Origin of the sequence: Pseudanabaena sp. PCC 6802, assembly GCF_000332175.1 — a bacterium.
Classification (GTDB): Bacteria; Cyanobacteriota; Cyanobacteriia; order Pseudanabaenales; family Pseudanabaenaceae; genus PCC-6802.
The window spans coordinates 1,846,965-1,862,654 of record NZ_KB235914.1 but is presented as its reverse complement, the minus strand read 5'-3'; the positions used below and the strand labels follow the sequence as shown (position 1 = coordinate 1,862,654).

The window sequence follows — 15,690 nt, the reverse complement described above, 5'->3', positions numbered from 1 at the left end:
CTTTTGTTATTAAGCAGACTTTTCCAACTTTAGAGTCAGCAGGTTAAGCTTGGGTAATCAAAAGGTTAAGATTCGGAAGTAGGAGATGTTGCCGATCCCGCTGAATCCTGTTCTGAAAGCTTTTCTAGCCTGTGCAGTCGAATACATTCGATGCGAGGCCCGTCAGTGGCAGTAATTGTCATTTCTAGCTCCTCGTAGACAAGTTTTTCACCTGGTATCGGAATTTTTTGCAGATGATAAATCACGAATCCACCAAGGGTTTGATATTCATCGGTTAAAGGGAGAGCTAGCCCTAAGGATTCGTTTACGGTTTCGAGATTCACCTGCGCCTGGATCAGGAAATTTCTCTCATCAATAGTGTGAATATCAGGGGTGGCGCTAGAAGATGGCTCGTTGAAATTACCGACAATCTCCGATACGATATCCTCAAGCGTAACCAGACCTGCCGTACCGCCAAACTCATCAACGATCATGACTATAGATTGCAGCGATCGCTGCATTTGAGGCAGAAGATCGCCCAAATATGTATCCTCGGATACAAAGCGCACGGGACGTATAAAGGCATTAATACTCCGATCCAGATCGAAACTGCGATCGCTGAGCTTGCCAATGATGTCTTTAATATGCACGATGCCGCGAATGTCGTCGAGCGATTCCCCCGCCGCAGGATAGCGAGAGTGATTTGAGTCAGACACCGCTTCTAGCAGCTCTCGTACCGTCGCGTCAAATTCCACATACTGAATGCTGGTGCGGGGTACCATCACCTCTGCTACGGTTACCTCGCCAAACTCAAATACATTTTTGAGTAACTCCCTTTCTTCGGCTTCTAGACCGCTCGACTCCGTGGAGGTAGTGATGATCATCTGGAGTTCTTCGGCACTAACAGCGCTATACCAGGATTTAGAGGTGTATTCAACCCCTACAATTCTAAGCAGCAGTCGCGTGGATTGATTCAAAACCCATAAAAACGGACTGAGCGCATCGGCAAGCGCTTCACTGGGTCTACCAAGCCAAAGCGCCACCCCTTCCGCACTCAATAGAGCCACTGATTTAGGCACTAGCTCGCCCAGCACGATCTGCAGATAGACGATGAGCAAAAAAGCGATCGGCACTGCCAAACCTTGAGCCATAGGCGTGCTAATGTCAGATGGCAAGGGTAAAGCTTGCAACCACGACATTGTAGCGATCGCCATCGCATCTTTCCCCAGCCACCCTAAAGCCACGCTGGCCAGCGTAATGCCTAACTGGGTTGTAGACAAAAAGCGATCGATTTGTCGTTGCAGCCGCTGCACTGACAGCGCTCTCGAAGAACCCGCTTCTACCAGTTGATTAATTCGCGATCGTCTAACTGCAACTATGGCAAACTCCGCCGCCACAAAGAAAGCATTTATAGCTACCAGTGTTAGTAGAACGCCAATATAGGTTGCAGTATCCAGACTAGGACTGCTAACTGGCTGAGCCAGATCGGCTATGAGGGGAAAAATGACTGCCATTTAGTCAATAGGTACTACCACATCACCGAGATGCTCTTCGTCTGCAATGCTCGCCACAGCACCAGCGACATCCTCCCGCGATCGGGCAATGCTTTGCCGATCGTCGTCCACCAAAGAACTTTTATCTGTATTTGCTGGCTTTGATGTGGGCTTTGATGTGGGCTTTGCAGTAGGCTTGTCCGGTGAGGCTATCTGTCTGGGCAACTTACCACCCAAAGGAATTGGGTTGACTCCCTGTAAAGCCTGCTGCCCAAATACAAACGCCACTACCCCGCTAATACAGGCAATAGCTAGCATGAGGATAAGCAAGACAAAAGTGTAGCTGATCTGGCCTTTGGCCTTTGGCTTTTTCTTTCCGCGCCTGGCAGAATATTCTTGTGGTTCAGTTTTAGCCATCACAACATAGTAGCCAATTTATCGATCGGAATACTACTTATAGCGGTAACCGATCTAGTTTTAGACAGGGCTGTGGGTGCAAGTCCCCAAACAGGAGTTCTACACTATGCCCCATCCAAACTAATCCTTTAGGTGCTATAACATTTAGGCATAGTTTACCTAAGCTATAGCATATAATCTTATAGCAGAATTAAACAAATGTGGGTTTAGCCTGGGTTGGCTGATTGGTAAAGCAAACGACTCATAATCGTTGATATGTGGGTTCAATTCCCACACCCAGGATATTTATATTGCTGACCTTACGTGGAAGAGCCTGTTCTCCTCACCCTTCACCCGGAGGGAGAAGAGAACAGGCCCAGAACGGGGGCTATCGGCTACGCCTACGTTCCGTACGCGCCCCTGCGCCCCTTTAATGTAGTTACATGCAGTTTAGGAAAGATTATAGTTCCGCGTCACACCAGGTAGTACAGCTATGGCCAATAAGCTTAGGACGGGGTGCCACCCCGTCCTAACAGATCTGTCTACGGCTATACATTTAATTTTGTGGAGTCACCAAGCACTGACAACAACCTTTCGGGGTTTCCCGAATATATTTTGGCAAAGCGATCGCCATTAGTAAAATAGGGATAATTCAGGAGCGACAGCCATGATAACAACGATTAGCTCGCCTAAGCAATCTCTTACTTTTTTGCAATTCATCGAAGGGTTACCCGATGAAGAAGGGCGCTACGAGCTTGTAAACGGAGAAATAATGAGAATATTAGCAACCAGAGAGCATGAAGATAGAGCAGATCTTATTGCAAAGCTCTTTGACCGAGAGGTTGAACGCCTCAGTTTAAACTATAGGGTTTCAGGTAGAATTGTCGTGAGGACGTTAACTCAGGATGGAAAGGAGCAAGCTCGTCATCCCGATGTTAGCGTGGTGGATAAGGCACAGTGGGAGGCACAACCGCAGGCATACTCTGCCATGCTCGATCCGCTGCAACTCGTAGTGGAAGTTGTCTCGACAAATTGGGAAGATGACTATATTGACAAACTAGATGAATATCAGCGCCTTGGCATCCTTGAATATTGGATTGTAGATTATTTGGCTCTGGGTAGCAGAAATTATCTGGGGAATCCCAAAGTGCCGACTGTTTTTGTTTACTTACTCGATGAGAATGGCGTTTATCAGGTTAAACCGTATCGAGGAGAAGAACGGATCGTGTCGCGCACTTTCCCAGAGCTTGCGATCGCAGCCGAGCAGATCTTGAAAATATTGCCTGGCGACTGAAAGTCGCGGCTACACAAGCAAAGTCCGCCTGCGCGAACTTCAAGTAAAAGGGGGTAACTAAATAGGATTTGGTATAAACTGGTATAGTGCGATCGCCTTGAATCGATAGGGTTGGATTGCAAGGGCAATCTCCAGCATTATAATAATCCCTTGGGGAAAGCAGGATCGAGAATTTGTTCGTTAGAGTAGGGGCATTCTGAAGGAAGGTCTTGATAATCCAGGGGTGTTTCTCGAACAACAAGAGCCAGGCTTGATTCATAAGCATCGATGACTCCTTCTTGCAGATAAGACTTTAAACTAGGACTTTCTTTTAATAATCTCAGTACTTCTTTGCGCTGTTCTCGAATTGTTGCTTTCCAGCTTTTGCCGCGCAGATCGCTCTGGTAGTCCCACTTCAGAAGATGTCCGATTAAAACACCAAGTCGATTTCTTAATTCTTGCCTTTGTTGCTTACCCAATGCCTCGATCTCCTCTACCAAATTTGTAATATCCAGTGCTTGCCACTTGCCCTCTTGCAAAAACTGCGATTGCTCGATAGCCCAAGCATAGAAATCTGTATCGTAAAGTTTTGAGGTCATTGTTTTTCCTAACTCCTAGAAGCGCATGACAGCATAAGGCTATTAAAAAGCAAACTGTTGAAACCTGGTTGTTAACTGCGACATAATCGCTAAATTACGAAATTTACGAGTTTGCCAGGTACAGCAATTACCTTCTTGATTTCCTGACCTTCGAGATATCGCTGCGCTACCTCAGATGCGCGAGCATAGGCTTCGAGGGCGGCTTTGTCCGCACCCGATGGCACTTGAATATTACCCCGCACCTTGCCATTCACTTGAATCACTAGCGTAATTTCATCCACCACTAGAGCTTCGGGATCGAGTTCTAGCCAGGGTTGGGTATGGATGGATTCCGATCGCTCGAGTAGAGACCATAGCTCGTCGGTGATGTGAGGCGCAAAGGGAGCCATGAGACGCATCAGGGTATCTATGCCTTCAGCGTAAGTAGCAGAAGTCTTGTCCTTGTTATCCTGCAAGGCGTTGCTCAGTTTCATCAATTCCGAAATCGCTGTATTAAATTGATAATCTCCGCTTAGATCGTCGCTGATTTCCTTAATTGCGGTATGGATGGCGCGGCGTAAATCCTTATCCACAGTTTTTGAGATCGCTCCTTTTTGTGCGGCAAATTCCGTCACCAAGCGCCACACGCGGTTCAAGAACCGGAATTGGCCTTCTACGTCGGCATCATCCCATTCCAAGTCTTTCTCAGGGGGAGCTTTGAATAATGTCAGCATTCGCACCGTATCCGCACCATATTTAGCGATTACGTCGTCGGGACTGACACCGTTATATTTGGATTTGGACATTTTTTCGTATACCCGTACCAGAGCATCTCCGGTTTCGGGGTCGACTGGCCGGTCGATCTCGACCTGCTCGGCAGGGATAAACTTCCCAGTCTTGGGATTTTTGTACGTCAAGCCCTGAACCATGCCCTGTGTCAATAGCCGTTGGAATGGTTCGTCGAATTTGAGCAAACCGCGATCGCGCAGCACCTTAGTAAAAAAGCGCGAATAGAGCAAATGCAAAATAGCGTGCTCCACGCCGCCCACATACTGATCTACGGGCATCCAATCGTTGACTTTGTCGATATCAAATGCGGCGCGATCGTTACCGGCATCGCTATAGCGAAGATAGTACCAGGAGGAATCGATAAAAGTATCCATCGTATCGGTTTCGCGCTTGGCAGGCGTGCCGCAGGAGGGACAAGGCACGTTCAACCAGGTCTCTAACTGTGCCAATGGATTGCCACCCCTACCCGTGAATTTCACGTCCTCGGGAAGTTGCACGGGCAAGTCGGCATCGGGTACGGGGACGACACCGCATTCAGGACAGTGCACGACGGGAATCGGGCAACCCCAATAGCGCTGGCGCGAAATTAGCCAATCTCGGAGGCGATACTGCACCCGTGCTTTACCCCAAACTTTGCTTTCCGCTAATTCCACAATTTTGGTTTTAGCTGTAGGCGAATCTAAACCATCAAATTCACCGGAATTGACCATGATGCCTGGTTCCACGTAGGCTGCGGTTAACTCTTGCGGTGCATCCGCTGTCGGCAAAATTACAGTTTGAATTGCTAGATCGTACTGCTTGGCAAAGGCGAAATCGCGGACATCGTGGGCTGGTACGCCCATCACCGCACCCGTGCCGTATTCGTAGAGGACGTAATCGGCAATCCAGATCGGTATTTCTTTGCCAGTAAAGGGATTAATCGCGATCGCACCTGTAGGTACGCCGCGTTTGGGTTTGTCTTCAGCGGTGCGATCGATTTCGCTGATATTGGCTACTTCCGCGACAAATGCTTCTACCGCTTTTTTCCGATCTGGCGTAGCGATCTGTTTGACCAGGGGATGTTCCGGCGCTAGCACGACATAGGTAACGCCGTACACCGTATCGGGGCGGGTGGTAAAGACGGTTATTTTAGGTAAACTCTTGGATTTTTGCTTGGATTTGCCGCTATTCTTGCCAACTATCTCGAAATTAAGTTCCGCACCCACCGACTTGCCAATCCAGTTGGCTTGCATGGTTTTAACCCGCTCTGGCCAATGGGGTAATTTGTCTAAATCTTGCAATAATTGCTCGGCGTAGTCGGTAATTTTGAGAAACCATTGCTTTAGCTGGCGCTTTTCTACCTTTGCGCCCGATCGCCAGGATTTACCCTCATTATCCACCTGTTCGTTCGCTAGCACGGTCTGGTCGATGGGATCCCAGTTAACCGTGGCTTCTTTTTGGTACGCCAACCCCGCCTGGAGAAATTGCAAGAATAACCACTGCGTCCAGCGGTAATAATCTGGTAGGCAGGTGGTCACTTCCCGCGACCAGTCGTAGGACAACCCCATGCGCTTCAGTTGCGATCGCATTTGGGTAATATTTTGCAACGTCCATCCGGCTGGGTGGATACCGCGATCGATCGCGGCATTTTCCGCAGGCAAACCAAAGGCATCCCAACCCATCGGTTGCAATACGCGGTAGCCCTGCATGCGTTTGAGGCGAGCCACGACATCGGTAATCACGTAGTTGCGGGTGTGGCCGACATGCAGGTTGCCGGAGGGATAGGGAAACATTGACAGGGCATAAAACTTGGGACGGCTATCCTGCTCTGGGGTCAGATCTAGACCTGCTTGCTCCCAGATTTTCTGCCACTTTGGTTCAAGTTCTTGCGGATTGTATTTCTTGGGTTCCTGTGTTTCCATATCGTCAGTTGCGAAATGTAATTACGAGATCGGCTTATAGAGACTGTCAATCCCGATCGCTCGCCCCTACTTCCAGGCGATCGCAAGATATTCTATCTTCTAAGAGTAGATGCGCGGAAACGCTAGAGTAAACCTCTAATGTGGCATCGCGATCGGCCCAGAATACAAAATACTGTTGTGGATATACGGTGCGCTCAATATAGCTGTTTTTGCTGTTAGAAGCACGTACCACTCTCACATTTCTCTCAACATTACGATAGCGGCAAAGACAGCGTTGCGATGCTTTCGTAACTTCAGTAACAGACATAAATTGGAAATATAAATGAGCTTAAATTAATGACAGCTAACATGCCTGTTCGTCAGGCTGTTTCCATGTAGGTAACAGCCTGACGCAATTAGCGATATAAACTTGCCTTTATTAATCAGTATATTTAACATATGTCATAAAACTTAATATTTTAATATTTTCTTTAAATTTGTACGAACTGCCCTCTGCTTAGCCCGAAACATACCCCGCCTGCTTGCAGCGGGGTATAGCAGTGGAACTGCTCCCAAATCTGAAGAATCGGATTGCATTTTGTCTTCTTCGCTACAGAGCTGCGGGAAATCTACCCCCTAGAGAATAAAATACCTGTAGGCGAAACACCCCTTTTGGGGAAGGAACCAGGAATATCCTATCGTGAGGTAGGAAGCCCGCGCTCTATCGCTTGCGATGAGCGTCGGGAGGATGTCACAGCAAAGCATAAGATACTGTAATGCCGTTTTTGAGCGATTTGCGTGTTGCGGTTGTCCATGAGTGGTTGGTGGACTATTCTGGCTCGGAGCGCGTGCTGGAGCAAATTTTGTTGCTGTTTCCCCAAGCAGACCTGTTTGCTTTAGTCGATTTCCTGCCACCCAAACTCAGAGGGTTTATTCAAAATAAGTCGGTTCGTACTTCATTCATTCAGAAGTTGCCGTTGGCACGGACTAAATATCGGCAATATTTACCGTTAATGCCGATCGCTGTGGAGCAGTTCGATCTATCCAGCTACGACCTGATTATTTCCAGCAGCCATGCCGTTGCCAAGGGGGTATTAACGGGGCCGGATCAGTTGCATATTTCCTACGTGCATTCACCAATTCGGTATGCTTGGGATTTGCAGCACCAGTATTTAAAGGAGTCGGGTTTAGATCGAGGTTTACAAAGTGCGATCGCCAGGTGGTTTCTGCATCAAATTCGGATCTGGGATGCGCGCACGGCTAACGGGGTCGATGGGTTTGTGGCAAACTCACAGTTTATTGCCCGCCGCATTCGCAAAGTCTATCGCCGCGAGTCGCAGGTAATTTATCCCCCCGTCGATGTGGCAAAATTCACGCCCCCTGATGACGCGCTAGATACAAAACAAATACCTAAAGAGGATTTTTATCTAACCGCTTCTCGCTTTGTCCCCTACAAAAAGGTCGATTCAATCGTCGAAGCATTTAGCCAGATCGGCGATCGCCGACTAGTTGTAATTGGTGATGGCCCTGGTCTAGATAAAGTGCGCGCTAAGCTCAGTAACAATATTACGCTGCTGGGCTATCAGGAGCCAGATGTCCTCAAGCACTACATGCAAAAAGCGCGAGCGTTTGTATTTGCTGCAGAAGAGGATTTTGGCATCACGATTGTGGAAGCACAGGCTTGTGGCACGCCCGTAATTGCCTTTGGGAAAGGTGGGGCATTAGAGACCGTACGGGCGGTTAATGCGGTTAATGTAGAACGAGCTATAGAGAAACCTACGGGCGTTTTCTTCTACGAGCAAACTGCTGCCAGTATTAAAGCTGCGATCGCTACATTCGAGCAGCATCAAACGCAGATCGATCCGGAATTTTGCCGCACCAACGCCCTACGTTTTGCGCCAGAGCGATTTCGGCAAGAATTTAGAGACTACATAAAGCAGGCATGGATAACGCGATTCGATGATAGGCTAGGATCTCATCGGACTTAGATCGAAGATAGATACTGATTTATTGATGCCATCCACACCTACTATTCCGATTATTCCACTGGTAGTTTTTGCCATCTCGCTATCACTGCTGGGTTGGGGTTTTTATCGCGCCCGCAAGCTGGGCAAGCCAGGCATTCTCGCCTGGTTGCAACTTGTAGCGCTCCTACTCCCCTGGATTGCCTACTTTGGTCTATTCCTCTCCGGTGCTTTCATTAGCTTTACGCTGCTTCTGGTGCTGCTGGTAATTTCGTCTGTGGCCTATATCGCGATCGGCAATCAAATGCGCAAGATCGCGCTGAATGACAAAAACAACCCACTAGCTAAAGGTAGGGATAATCCTCCATCGGCACCGACTACTGATATGCCAGAACCCACTGGCACCCCATCCCAAACTGCCAACGACGCTGCTAAACCTCAAATAACTGAGGATAGGGAGATTAAAGAGAATAAATTCAAAGTCGGTGAAGATCTGAAGTCGATCCAAGGGATTTTTGGCATCGAAACCTTTTACGCCACCGAGACGCTACCGTATATGGAAGGCATCATTTTTAAAGGTAATATGCGGGGCGAACCTGCGGAGGTGCATCAGCGGCTATCTTCTACACTGCGCGATCGCCTGGGCGATAAATACGATCTATTTTTAGTGGAAGGGCAGGAGGAAAAGCCGGTAGTGATAGTTTTGCCCCACAATCCCGGACAATTCATCATGACCGTGCCGCAAAAAATTCTGATTGGCATTTTGTTTTTTGCCAATGTATTTACCGCCATATCTCTAGGTGCAGAACTACAGAAGATCGATCTGTCCCAACACCCGGAGCAGTATCTAGCCACAGTGCCGTTTGCCTTAGGTATTATCTCGATCCTGGCTTGTCGAGAGGCGGCATTACGCTGGATGTCGCGCAAGTATAACGTGAACTTAAGTTTGCCCTCATGCTTGCCATCTTTGCAGCTAGGTTCATTTGGCGCGTTTAGTCGAGTCCTGTCCAATTTGCCCAATCGTCAAGTTTTATTCGACCTGGGCATCGCCCCCGCCGTAGCTGGCGGTTTGCTCTCCCTCGTACTTTTGGTAACGGGCTTATTTCTGTCTGCCAACCATAACGGCGGTGTCGAAATTCCCACGCAGATTTTACATGCCTCCGTGTTGGTGGGTGGTCTGGCGAAGTTGATTATGGGCGATCTATTGCGGATCGAGTTAGTCGATATTAACCCGCTCGTCATCCTGGGTTGGTTGGGGCTGGTCATCACCGCACTTAACCTGATGCCTGCCGGTCAGCTTGACGGAGGCCGAATCGTCCAGGCAGTCTACGGTCGCAAAACCGCAGGCTGGACGACGATCGCCACGCTGATCTTTCTAGCGATCGCCGCTTTGATTAACTCCCTGGCTCTATACTGGGGCGGCATTATTTTAGTCCTGCTGCGCGATTTAGAGCGTCCGCTACTGAATGAGGTATCCGAACTGGACGGCGATCGCGATGCCCTTGGCATATTTGCCCTATTCTGGATGCTGGTCACGCTTTTACCCATGACTTCAGCAGTAGCAGAACAATTAGGTATAGGTGGTTGATTATGAGATCGAACGCTATATTTGTAATTAAAGTAATGGTTATTTCCGCGATCGCCTCAGCCGTAATTAAATACGTCTGTCCCTACATCCCGGCGATCGTCAACATTTCCCTCAGTGTCTGGGATCTAAACGCGATCGCCCTTGGCGCGATCGGTCTCCCCATCGGCCTCTTCGCCCTCCTCCTCTGGTGGAACCGATAGTAAGGGTTTAGCATTTGTCCGATAACCTACGCATCAAATGTCAGCATTATTGACAAATGCTAAACCCCTGCGTCCGTCATGCGTCATGCGTCATGCGTCATGCGCTACCCCCCCAACCTCCATCAACGCAACCGCGTTCCCACATCCCGAATCCGATCGATCAGATGAAATGGGAGCAAAATCCGACTGGGACAGGCAGATACACCTGCCGCATTCAGGGCACTGGCCGTCCAGGCGTTGCAGGTTAACCAAAAACCGTATTGCGGTACCGCTGCATAGAAATTACTGACCCCATACTGACCGCTACCAGGTAAAGGTGGTAAGCGATCGCCCTTGGTATTCTTGCTAAACGTGTCCTCCACATAGCCAATCAAACCGAGAAAGCCCGGTTCGGACAGATCTAAACGCCAAACCGACTTGTCTTTTTGAAAGTATGCTTCTGGCGATTCGCCAAAACCAACTACGTGGAGAGCGCTGGGTGTAGGTAAGAAAAATGCTTTGAAGATCGTGACAATCGATCTGTCACCGGCATAGTAGAAATTGCGATCGCCCCAACCTACCTCCACATAGGGTGCATCTCGCCATCCTTCTGGCCCGATGGGGACTAGCCCCCGCTGCGACCAGGCTAAGCCCGTGTGCCAATCGTGCTGAATGATATAAACAGAACGGGTTGGTTTACCAGCCTGGGGTGGGAACAGTCCCGGCGACGGTGTAGGGCAAAATGGCAGGAAAATTGCTGTTAGTATGCTTACAATTCCCAAGCAAAGTGCGATCGCGCACTTCCTTTTACGCGCCCTCATTTTTTGTACCCTGGATGTATTTAAATAGCCTGAGCCTCAAGCATTTTCGCAATTATACCGATCTAACAGTGCAGTTTACCGCTCCTAAGACTATTGTGGTTGGTAATAATGCCCAGGGCAAGTCCAACTTATTAGAGGCAATTCAACTGCTGGCTACCTTGAGATCGCATCGCGTGAGCCGCGATCGCGATCTCGTCCAGGAAGGCGAGGCCATGGGAGAAATCAAGGCGGTATGTAAGCGATCGCAGGTGCCGATAGAGATATCGATGAGCTTGCGCAGGAGCGGACGGCGATCGCTGTCGATTAATGGTGTGAGTTTAACCCGTCACGTTGAGTTTTTGGGGCAAATTAATGCGGTGCTATTTTCGAGCCTGGATTTGGATTTGGTGCGAGGCAGTCCTGACTGCCGCCGCGATTGGCTCGATAGCGTCTTGATCCAGTTAGAACCAATTTACTCCAGCCTGCTCCAGCAATATCAACAGGTACTGCGGCAGCGCAATGCTTTACTCAAGTCAATTCGCCAGGGTAAAACTGTTTTCGATCCCGAACAGATGGCGCTGTGGGATGCCCAATTAGCAATGACTGGAACGCGCTTAACCAGACGGCGATCGCGTTTACTACTACGACTAACACCCATTGCCGATCGCTGGCATCAGGCAATCAGCGGGGGGAGCGAGCGCTTGCACCTTGCCTATGCCCCCAAATTTAACTTTGCCGATCGCCACTCCGTTGAGGAGGTTCGGGAAGCATTTTTACTGGAACTAAAAAATAAGGCGATCGCGGAGCAGCAACAAGGCAGCAGTCTAGTGGGGCCGCACCGCGATGAGGTAATCATGACCATAAACCAAACCCCAGCCCGCGAATATGGCTCCCAAGGACAGCAGCGTACCCTCGTCCTGGCGCTGAAGCTGGCGGAATTAGAACTAATTGAGTCCGTAATTGGAGAACCCCCCCTGTTGCTATTGGATGATGTACTGGCGGAGCTAGACCTGCAAAGACAAAATCAACTGCTCAATGCCATTCAAGATCGGGTGCAAACAATCGTGACAACTACGCATCTGGGTTCATTTGATGCTCAATGGTTAAATTCTGCGCAAATTTTCCAGGTTGAAAGTGGTAAAGTAGTAAGTAAAGTTTAGTTAAGCATAATTAAGCCAGATCGAACCCACTAGCTTCGCATCGAGCCAAGTTATAGTCTTAACCATCATCTCGGTCGCAATGGCATCAGATCCTACTGCAACTAGCAAACCAAAGCCTTTAGCATCAGAGGCAGACTCCAGCTATGTCAAGCTGGCGATGCGCAACATGGTGAAAAACGGCAGTACTTCTCTAGTACATTTCGGTTTAACCATCTTAGGTGTATTAGGATTGCTAATCGGTTTAGCAGTGGTGTTTCATTGAATATTGTGGTATTAGACTTGCCATTTCCACATCAGCGACAGCAAAAAACGCTGAGTGGGTATACTTCATTCCAGAAAGTCTAAGCTTTGGGAGACCCAAGTTTTGAGTATAGATCTTCATCTAGAGCGAAATCCTACTATTACCGATCTAGATCCCATTTCAGTCCAGGATTGGCAGGAGTGGTTTCAAGTCTGGCTCCAACATCTCCAACCCGAACGTGACTGCGAAATTGCCTTGCGTTTAACCGATGATGATGAGATCCGATCGCTAAATGCCCGATACCGTCAACAGAATCGCCCCACCGATGTCTTAGCGTTTGCTGCCCTGGAAGCAGACATACCAGAATTACCTCCAGATTTAGCGATCGCAGTAGAATTAGAACCGACATATTTGGGTGACATAGTCATTTCGGCACCTACTGCTTTGGCACAATCTCGGGAGCGGGGGCATTCACATCGGTACGAGCTAGCCTGGCTGGCAGCACACGGATTGCTGCACCTGTTAGGGTGGGATCATCCCGATGCCGCTAGCTTGGAAAAAATGTTGGCACAACAGGAAGCCTTATTGGGTCTAATTAATATCAAAGAACCAGATCGATGGAGCGTGCAACCTGTTAGGAAAGTTACAAGTTTGTCAGAAATAGCGCACAAGTAGTGCAGAAAATCTATCTCAACTATTCAGAGCATATGAAATCTAACTTTTCAATTTCAGCGAATCTATCGCCAGACCTGAGCCACAGTGCTAAGCTCGGTACCTTAGATTTAGATGAGGCTATTCTCGAACAAAAGTTTAAAGCTAAAATGCTCCACAGACGCATTGAGGCTCTCCAGATTGCCCCAAATCTACTAGCTAGTTTCAGGTTTGCGTGGGCGGGTGTGAGCTATGCGTTTGCGACTCAGCGCAATTTTCGCATCCACGTCTCGATCGGTTCGCTAGCTCTTGGGATGAGCCTGTATTTTCATCTATCGGCAATGGAGTTAGCAGTAGTTAGTCTTACCGTTGGTGCCGTGTTAATGATGGAACTACTAAATACGGCTCTCGAAGCAGTTGTAGATCTAACCATCGGCCAGACATACCATACCCTTGCTAAAATTGCCAAAGACTGTGCGGCGGCGGCTGTGCTAATTGCCGCGATCGCTGCTCTCATGGTTGCGGGTACGCTGCTATTGCCACATGTGCTAGTTTTGTTTTCCTAGCGATCCCGCTAAACTTAGCGAATAAACTTAGCGAAACAGTTGCCAGGGCATTTTAGGATTTGCTGCTAGTTTTGAAGCGATCGCGATCGCTCCTGTATAGTTGAGGTGACTGGGATCGGAAAAATACTGGGGCTGATGCTTCCAGATCGAGCTAAGGTCGATGTAGATTAAATTGCCCTGCTGGGAATATTCTTCCATGCGTTGCGTGAGTATTTTCTCGCGGCGCAGCCGGCTGGAATCGAGATAGGAACTATGCATGGGCATGTTCACAAATACCAGTGCGATCTTGTGGCGATTGCAGAACTCGATAATTGCATGCAAAGCATCCAATTGCTTGCCATTCATATCAAAATCGCGATAGTCTAGATCGTAGTCTCCATATACCTTAGGATAGGTTTTAAAATATGTTTGCGGATCGAAACGGACATCGACGCTGACAAATCCGTTTTTATCCATTCTCAAAGCATTAGCTAAAGTCGTCGTAGTGGTTAAGGCACCATTGGTAAATCTCGCAGTTAAACGATTGTAATTTGACACGATCGACGACCTGATTTGCTCGCGATTGGCATAGGCGGGCAACCAGGTAGCTAAAGTTCGATCGAGGAAATCAGCCAGTGGCGACATATTCGGTGCGAGGGCACGGCCAGGTTGCTCCCCCTTTTTTTCAGTTTCTTGCAGCAAGGTATAACCGTGAGAACTCGCAATCGCGTCAAAGGTCTCATCTACGCGATTGCTGTTGAAGGCTCGCACTCCATCCGCCCAGATAATTAATCTTGGTAGTTGCTGGCTGCTGAGAATCCTCATAATCTGGAGTTGTACCACTTGGGCAGTAGCACCATTAACTCCCATATTGAATACTCTGATGCCATGATATCCCCGCCGGGCAAGAGATTGCTCTAGAGTATGCGGCTCGATTCCCCTTAATGCCCGCGAACTGCCTACAATCATCACATCGGGAGCCCGCCCTATTGATGCCATGTACGAATCAATCAGAATCAACTTTTGGTTGAGGAAAGGGTTGTTATAGTCAATAATTTGATGGCGATCGTTGATACTCGAATTGACTGCACTTATAATTCTCTGTGGTTGCAACTCCGCATCTTTCTTATTCAACATAGCAATCGACCGATCGATCGCAGCGATCGCGATTGCACCGATCGCTACGCTAGCAATACCGGAAGCAATCTTTAAATTTGTGGCAGTGGTGGTAGAAGTATCGCTTGGATCGCTACGTTCTCCAAGCCACTTAAGCAGGAAAAAGTTTTGAGCGGCTTGATAGGCCGGTGTAAAAATGGAAGCAGGCTGCCTGGAGATTTGAGGCTTGACTTGAGGCTTAGGTTGAGGCTTGAGATGGGTTTTAGGTTGTAATCTCGGTTGAGCCTTCGGAACTCCAGCTACTTTGGCCTCTTTAGCACTAGCTTTAGTGCCTTTGGCAACTGTTGTGCCTACCTTATTACTTGCAGGTGATGGCGGCTTTGCCGTTGTCGATCCGTTAGCATGAGAACCCGATCGCACAGTGACAGGTCGCATCCCAATCGTGGCGGGATCGATATCAAACTTCCAAGAGTTTGATTTTGACTGCGTGAGTTTGCCATAAACGGTAATGCCGCGCAGATAATTCTCAGTCTGAGTTTGCTTTAAGGCATCGAGAATAGGTAGTACCATCAATGCCTTAGATATGTCTGTGGCTTTCTCGCAGAGAATATGGAGGTGCCCCTGCTTGAGCAATACCTTAACTGCAATACTCCCAATACGTTTGTCTAGTAGTAAATATTGGGTAATTTCTGCTGCTACCACCGCAGATGGATTAATCGGCAAATCGACACCCAGCAACCAGGTCTGACTGTAAAATTTGATGTGCTTAATTCCCTTTGCCTGCATGCCAACAAAATAGTTGTCGGCGATCGCAGTGAGAATTTTATGCGGTCGATCGCCCTGACAGCGCAAATAGAGAATTTCTTGCTTCTGAACTGCTTGCAAGATTTCTTCTACGCCAAGCTGCCAGCGGCGAACGGGATCGACGACGGTATTTTGGGGATTAGCTTCTACTACTTGAGACTTTTGCATTTGAGCCTAAACGTGCAGTTTATACGTGCATTACATATGCAAAAAATTGCTTATACATTACCTGGCACAATTTCCTAGCCAGTTTA

15 protein-coding genes and 1 tRNA gene are annotated in these 15,690 nt (G+C 48.4%); 9 read left to right on the top strand and 7 right to left on the bottom strand.

Going from position 1 to position 15,690, the window contains the following annotated elements; genetic code table 11:
- Positions 1–65 precede the first annotated feature (65 nt).
- Complete coding sequence (locus PSE6802_RS0113720) at positions 66–1,493, bottom strand: hemolysin family protein (protein WP_019500632.1); 1,428 nt, start codon at positions 1,491–1,493, stop codon at positions 66–68.
- On the bottom strand, positions 1,494–1,889 hold the full coding sequence (locus PSE6802_RS0113715; RefSeq protein WP_019500631.1) for a hypothetical protein: 396 nt from the start codon (positions 1,887–1,889) through the stop codon (positions 1,494–1,496).
- Positions 1,890–2,099: 210 nt separating this feature from the next.
- Between PSE6802_RS0113715 and PSE6802_RS0113710 the strand changes: the two genes are divergently transcribed.
- Positions 2,100–2,171, top strand: a tRNA-Ile gene (locus PSE6802_RS0113710).
- A gap of 364 nt (positions 2,172–2,535) precedes the next feature.
- Positions 2,536–3,162, top strand: coding sequence for a Uma2 family endonuclease (locus PSE6802_RS0113705; RefSeq protein ID WP_019500630.1), 627 nt, complete (start codon positions 2,536–2,538; stop codon positions 3,160–3,162).
- 137 nt (positions 3,163–3,299) lie between these two features.
- On the opposite strand, the gene PSE6802_RS0113695 is transcribed toward PSE6802_RS0113705, so the two are convergent.
- The 3 genes from PSE6802_RS0113695 to PSE6802_RS28955 all read right to left on the bottom strand — a co-directional run bounded on the left by PSE6802_RS0113695 (position 3,300) and on the right by PSE6802_RS28955 (position 6,716).
- Positions 3,300–3,740, bottom strand: coding sequence for a DUF29 domain-containing protein (locus PSE6802_RS0113695; protein ID WP_019500629.1), 441 nt, complete (start codon positions 3,738–3,740; stop codon positions 3,300–3,302).
- An 89-nt stretch (positions 3,741–3,829) separates the two neighbouring features.
- Entirely contained in the window at positions 3,830–6,409 is a 2,580-nt protein-coding gene (gene leuS, locus PSE6802_RS0113690; protein WP_019500628.1) for a leucine--tRNA ligase, read from the bottom strand.
- 46 nt (positions 6,410–6,455) lie between these two features.
- The gene (locus tag PSE6802_RS28955) at positions 6,456–6,716 is read right to left on the bottom strand and encodes a DUF1830 domain-containing protein (protein WP_019500627.1); all 261 of its coding nucleotides are present in this window, start codon (positions 6,714–6,716) and stop codon (positions 6,456–6,458) included.
- A 448-nt stretch (positions 6,717–7,164) separates the two neighbouring features.
- On the opposite strand from PSE6802_RS28955, the gene PSE6802_RS0113680 reads away from it, so the two are divergent.
- Genes PSE6802_RS0113680 through PSE6802_RS0113670 form a run of 3 tightly spaced genes read left to right on the top strand, consistent with a single transcriptional unit; the run spans position 7,165 to position 10,140 of the window.
- Positions 7,165–8,376, top strand: a complete 1,212-nt coding sequence (locus PSE6802_RS0113680) for a glycosyltransferase family 4 protein (RefSeq protein ID WP_019500626.1) — start codon at positions 7,165–7,167, stop codon at positions 8,374–8,376.
- 25 nt (positions 8,377–8,401) lie between these two features.
- Complete coding sequence (locus PSE6802_RS0113675; protein WP_019500625.1) at positions 8,402–9,940, top strand: site-2 protease family protein; 1,539 nt, start codon at positions 8,402–8,404, stop codon at positions 9,938–9,940.
- Between the two features lie 2 nt (positions 9,941–9,942).
- Positions 9,943–10,140, top strand: coding sequence for a hypothetical protein (locus PSE6802_RS0113670; protein ID WP_019500624.1), 198 nt, complete (start codon positions 9,943–9,945; stop codon positions 10,138–10,140).
- Positions 10,141–10,262: 122 nt separating this feature from the next.
- Here the strand turns inward: PSE6802_RS0113670 and PSE6802_RS0113665 are convergent, their stop codons facing one another.
- On the bottom strand, positions 10,263–10,940 hold the full coding sequence (locus tag PSE6802_RS0113665) for a DUF2459 domain-containing protein (protein ID WP_156815516.1): 678 nt from the start codon (positions 10,938–10,940) through the stop codon (positions 10,263–10,265).
- 14 nt (positions 10,941–10,954) lie between these two features.
- Between PSE6802_RS0113665 and recF the strand changes: the two genes are divergently transcribed.
- The 4 genes from recF to PSE6802_RS28950 all read left to right on the top strand — a co-directional run bounded on the left by recF (position 10,955) and on the right by PSE6802_RS28950 (position 13,537).
- A complete protein-coding gene (recF, locus tag PSE6802_RS0113660) occupies positions 10,955–12,079 on the top strand; it encodes a DNA replication/repair protein RecF (RefSeq protein WP_026103298.1) in 1,125 nt (374 codons plus the stop codon).
- Between the two features lie 79 nt (positions 12,080–12,158).
- The gene (locus tag PSE6802_RS0113655; protein WP_019500621.1) at positions 12,159–12,341 is read left to right on the top strand and encodes a DUF3285 domain-containing protein; all 183 of its coding nucleotides are present in this window, start codon (positions 12,159–12,161) and stop codon (positions 12,339–12,341) included.
- 102 nt (positions 12,342–12,443) lie between these two features.
- Positions 12,444–12,995 carry an rRNA maturation RNase YbeY gene (ybeY, locus tag PSE6802_RS0113650; protein ID WP_156815515.1) on the top strand — a complete coding sequence of 184 codons (552 nt, stop codon included), beginning with the start codon at positions 12,444–12,446 and terminating at the stop codon, positions 12,993–12,995.
- Positions 12,996–13,027: 32 nt separating this feature from the next.
- A complete protein-coding gene (locus PSE6802_RS28950) occupies positions 13,028–13,537 on the top strand; it encodes a diacylglycerol kinase family protein (protein WP_083901760.1) in 510 nt (169 codons plus the stop codon).
- 27 nt (positions 13,538–13,564) lie between these two features.
- On the opposite strand, the gene PSE6802_RS31100 is transcribed toward PSE6802_RS28950, so the two are convergent.
- On the bottom strand, positions 13,565–15,604 hold the full coding sequence (locus PSE6802_RS31100; protein WP_019500618.1) for a DUF1574 family protein: 2,040 nt from the start codon (positions 15,602–15,604) through the stop codon (positions 13,565–13,567).
- Positions 15,605–15,690: the final 86 nt, after the last annotated feature.

Bases quoted from the DNA above. Each gene is read 5' to 3' on its own strand.
- PSE6802_RS0113695 (WP_019500629.1), bottom strand. From the start codon at position 3,740: ATGACCTCAAAACTTTACGATACAGATTTCTATGCTTGGGCTATCGAG.
- PSE6802_RS0113680 (WP_019500626.1), top strand. From the start codon at position 7,165: ATGCCGTTTTTGAGCGATTTGCGTGTTGCGGTTGTCCATGAGTGGTTG.
- PSE6802_RS0113705 (WP_019500630.1), top strand. From the start codon at position 2,536: ATGATAACAACGATTAGCTCGCCTAAGCAATCTCTTACTTTTTTGCAA.
- PSE6802_RS0113715 (WP_019500631.1), bottom strand. From the start codon at position 1,889: ATGGCTAAAACTGAACCACAAGAATATTCTGCCAGGCGCGGAAAGAAA.
- leuS (WP_019500628.1), bottom strand. From the start codon at position 6,409: ATGGAAACACAGGAACCCAAGAAATACAATCCGCAAGAACTTGAACCA.
- PSE6802_RS0113665 (WP_156815516.1), bottom strand. From the start codon at position 10,940: ATGAGGGCGCGTAAAAGGAAGTGCGCGATCGCACTTTGCTTGGGAATT.
- PSE6802_RS0113670 (WP_019500624.1), top strand. From the start codon at position 9,943: ATGAGATCGAACGCTATATTTGTAATTAAAGTAATGGTTATTTCCGCG.
- PSE6802_RS0113720 (WP_019500632.1), bottom strand. From the start codon at position 1,493: ATGGCAGTCATTTTTCCCCTCATAGCCGATCTGGCTCAGCCAGTTAGC.
- PSE6802_RS31100 (WP_019500618.1), bottom strand. From the start codon at position 15,604: ATGCAAAAGTCTCAAGTAGTAGAAGCTAATCCCCAAAATACCGTCGTC.
- PSE6802_RS28955 (WP_019500627.1), bottom strand. From the start codon at position 6,716: ATGTCTGTTACTGAAGTTACGAAAGCATCGCAACGCTGTCTTTGCCGC.
- PSE6802_RS28950 (WP_083901760.1), top strand. From the start codon at position 13,028: ATGAAATCTAACTTTTCAATTTCAGCGAATCTATCGCCAGACCTGAGC.
- PSE6802_RS0113675 (WP_019500625.1), top strand. From the start codon at position 8,402: ATGCCATCCACACCTACTATTCCGATTATTCCACTGGTAGTTTTTGCC.
- PSE6802_RS0113655 (WP_019500621.1), top strand. From the start codon at position 12,159: ATGGCATCAGATCCTACTGCAACTAGCAAACCAAAGCCTTTAGCATCA.
- recF (WP_026103298.1), top strand. From the start codon at position 10,955: ATGTATTTAAATAGCCTGAGCCTCAAGCATTTTCGCAATTATACCGAT.